Annotated in this window: 4 protein-coding genes and 1 pseudogene; 3 read left to right on the top strand and 2 right to left on the bottom strand. The window is 43.7% G+C overall.

From position 1 onward, the window contains the following. Window positions 1–95 (top strand): annotated as a pseudogene (locus IM479_RS05875) (IS1 family transposase); the annotation flags it as partial. Window positions 96–157: 62 nt separating this feature from the next. Here IM479_RS05875 and IM479_RS05870 read toward each other — a convergent pair. Next, window positions 158–388, bottom strand: a complete 231-nt coding sequence (locus tag IM479_RS05870) for a type II toxin-antitoxin system RelE/ParE family toxin (protein WP_287685917.1) — start codon at window positions 386–388, stop codon at window positions 158–160. A gap of 47 nt (window positions 389–435) precedes the next feature. Further along, window positions 436–621: a hypothetical protein gene (locus IM479_RS05865; protein WP_287685916.1), complete on the bottom strand. Its 186-nt coding sequence runs from the start codon at window positions 619–621 to the stop codon at window positions 436–438. A gap of 515 nt (window positions 622–1,136) precedes the next feature. On the opposite strand from IM479_RS05865, the gene IM479_RS05860 reads away from it, so the two are divergent. Further along, window positions 1,137–2,219, top strand: coding sequence for a sulfate ABC transporter substrate-binding protein (locus IM479_RS05860; protein ID WP_287685915.1), 1,083 nt, complete (start codon window positions 1,137–1,139; stop codon window positions 2,217–2,219). 94 nt (window positions 2,220–2,313) lie between these two features. Beyond that, window positions 2,314–2,493 (top strand): hypothetical protein, encoded by a 180-nt coding sequence (locus IM479_RS05855; RefSeq protein ID WP_287685918.1) that lies wholly within the window; start codon window positions 2,314–2,316, stop codon window positions 2,491–2,493. The last annotated feature ends 72 nt before the right edge of the window (window positions 2,494–2,565 follow it).

The following is a 2,565-nucleotide window of genomic DNA, read 5'->3' as shown; positions in this document are numbered from 1 at the left end:
ATTTCTCGACTGGTGAGACAGAGTCTATCTTTCTCTAAAAAAATGGAGAATCACGTTGGGGAACCCTTTGGTATTTTATCCATGACTACAATGCACAGCAAAGCAAAGGATTAAGCCACCATCACTACTACCGAATCACCATCCAAATGGCAAAACTCTATTCTAAAAAACCTCTAGCTGTGTGCCAAAATCTAGCGACGCTAACTTGGTGAATCGGTTCTTCAACACGATAAATAATACGATAGGGTCTAAGAATTAATTGACGGATGTTAACATCATTAAATTCTGGAACTACTCGACCTCGAAAAGGAAAAAAACCTAAGTCTTTAGTTTTATCGAGTAATTGTTGACCTAATTTTTTCGCTAATTCAGGATTCGTAATTGCCACATAGCGGACGATAGTTTCTAAATCACGAATAGCCTGGGGCGAAAGAATTACTTTGTAGTCGATGATTCCATCATTTTTTCAACCGTTTCCACTGGCAGACCCTTACCCAAGTCAATTGCTTCAAATCCCTCTTGAATAGCGGCAATAAACCTGACTTGCTCAGCGATCTCTATCAAAGAAATGTCCTCAGGGAGACGTTTAACAAGCTCAATAACTGCTTCTTTATTACTCATGGCTTCAGCCTCTGGATTCGAATAACAGACATTTTAACATACATACACAAGCTATCGCTGTAGCTGTAGGGTGCGTTCCCTAATGCAAGTTCTACTGTTCTACCAATAGATTTTTGAGAACGCACCCTGCTCATTGATTGAAGTCGTTAGACCGCTTCAATTTTAGGGGAATAGTTGCTAAGGTCCGCTAACTTCACCGGTGAAGCCACCTAGGGAGAGGTTTTTGATCGCTAAAAAATTCTTTCTTCTCCATAAAAACGATAAAATCTCTATTCTGGAAGCATAAAGAGGCTTCAGGCAGATTTAAAGGGACATTTAAGCCATATAAATCGAATATTTCTAGTTTTTTGAGCTAATCAAGCCATTAATGGCTTGATTTATTTGCATCTAACCTAACTAAGAGTGTATAAATTTTTCTTCAATGTATTGAAATTGTTTTTCATTTCATATAAAATACAATTTCAGAGAAAATACCTAGCAATCTCCCATAAATAAACAAAGGAGCCGATGACATCGTGATCCATGAGCCTAGACCCCAAAAACCGAAAACCCTATTACCTTTTATTTCTCTCGCTACGGCTGCCGTCGTCACAACGGGAATCGGACTAGCTTTTAGTCCCCTATCGGCATCGAGTAATCTGCTGGCAGCTGCGGATAAACAGCAAGCTAAACAACAAACCGTGGAAATCACCCTGGTTTCCTACGCGGTGACTCAATCGGCCTACTCGAAAATCATCCCTCTATTCGTCAACAAATGGAAAAGAGAGAAAAAACAGGATGTGGTGATTAAACAGAGTTATGGCGGCTCTGGTTCCCAAACCCGCGCTATTATCGACGGATTAGATGCAGATGTGGTAAATTTGGCTATCGGTTCCGATGTGGAACGCTTGCAAAAAGCGGGTTTAGTTAACCCCGGTTGGCAGAAAGAACTCCCCAATAACGGCATCGCCACTCGTTCCGTGGTAGCTTTAGTTACTCGTCAGGGCAATCCGAAAGCAATCCGCAACTGGCCGGATCTAGCCAAATCGGGGATTAAAGTCATCACTGCCAACCCGAAAACCTCTGGGGTGGCCCGGTGGAATTTTCTGGCCCTGTGGGGAGCGGTAACTCAGACCGGCGGCAATCAAGCACAAGCGACCAGTTTCGTCCGCAATGTCTATAAAAACGTTCCTGTACTACCCAAAGATGCCCGGGAAGCCAGCGATGTCTTCTTTAAACAGGATCAGGGGGATGTGCTGCTTAACTACGAAAACGAAGTGATTCTGGCCCGTCAAAAAGGAGAAACCGGTTTTTCCTATACTATTCCTTCGGTCAATGTTTCGATCGATCCGCCCGTGGCCGTAGTGGATAAAATAGTTGATAAACGCAAAACCCGGGAAGTAGCGACGGCTTTTGCCCAATTTCTCTTTACTCCGGAAGCGCAGCGGGAATTCGCCAAGGTGGGTTTCCGCCCGGTTAATGCTAATGTGGCTAAAGAGTTTAGTAAACAATACCCAAAAGTGCCGAATCTGTTCTCCTATACGGCGATCGGTAGCTGGGATGCGATCCAGCAAAAATTCTTCGCTGATGGGGCGATTTTTGACCAAATTCAGCGTTAATTAGTCTTGATCCGTCAGCCGTCAGCTAGATCAGTAAGTGGGTGGAATTAAATAAAAGATAGATGTTGTCTTTGATCCCCCCTTAATAAGGGGGGTGTCTGACATAACACCTACCTACTTAGATAACTGTGATTTTGACATCCTCGCCGCCGTAAAACGGACGGCGATTCCTCACCACGCCACCTTTTTAGAATGGTCGCTGAATGGGGTTGACGCTTCACGGGATGCTGCTTCTTTAACAGAAGTCTTACGCTTTCCGACCCGTCCATTTTGAGTGTCCGAATGCCCTCCGGCCACTTTGAACAAGTCGAAAAAATCTCATGTTCCACCTTATTTCCTAGAAAGT

The sequence above is a fragment of the Microcystis sp. M165S2 genome (assembly GCF_020245885.1).
Lineage (GTDB): Bacteria > Cyanobacteriota > Cyanobacteriia > Cyanobacteriales > Microcystaceae > Microcystis.
Note: the sequence above shows the minus strand (reverse complement) of the source record. Positions and strands in the feature narration are given on the sequence as shown.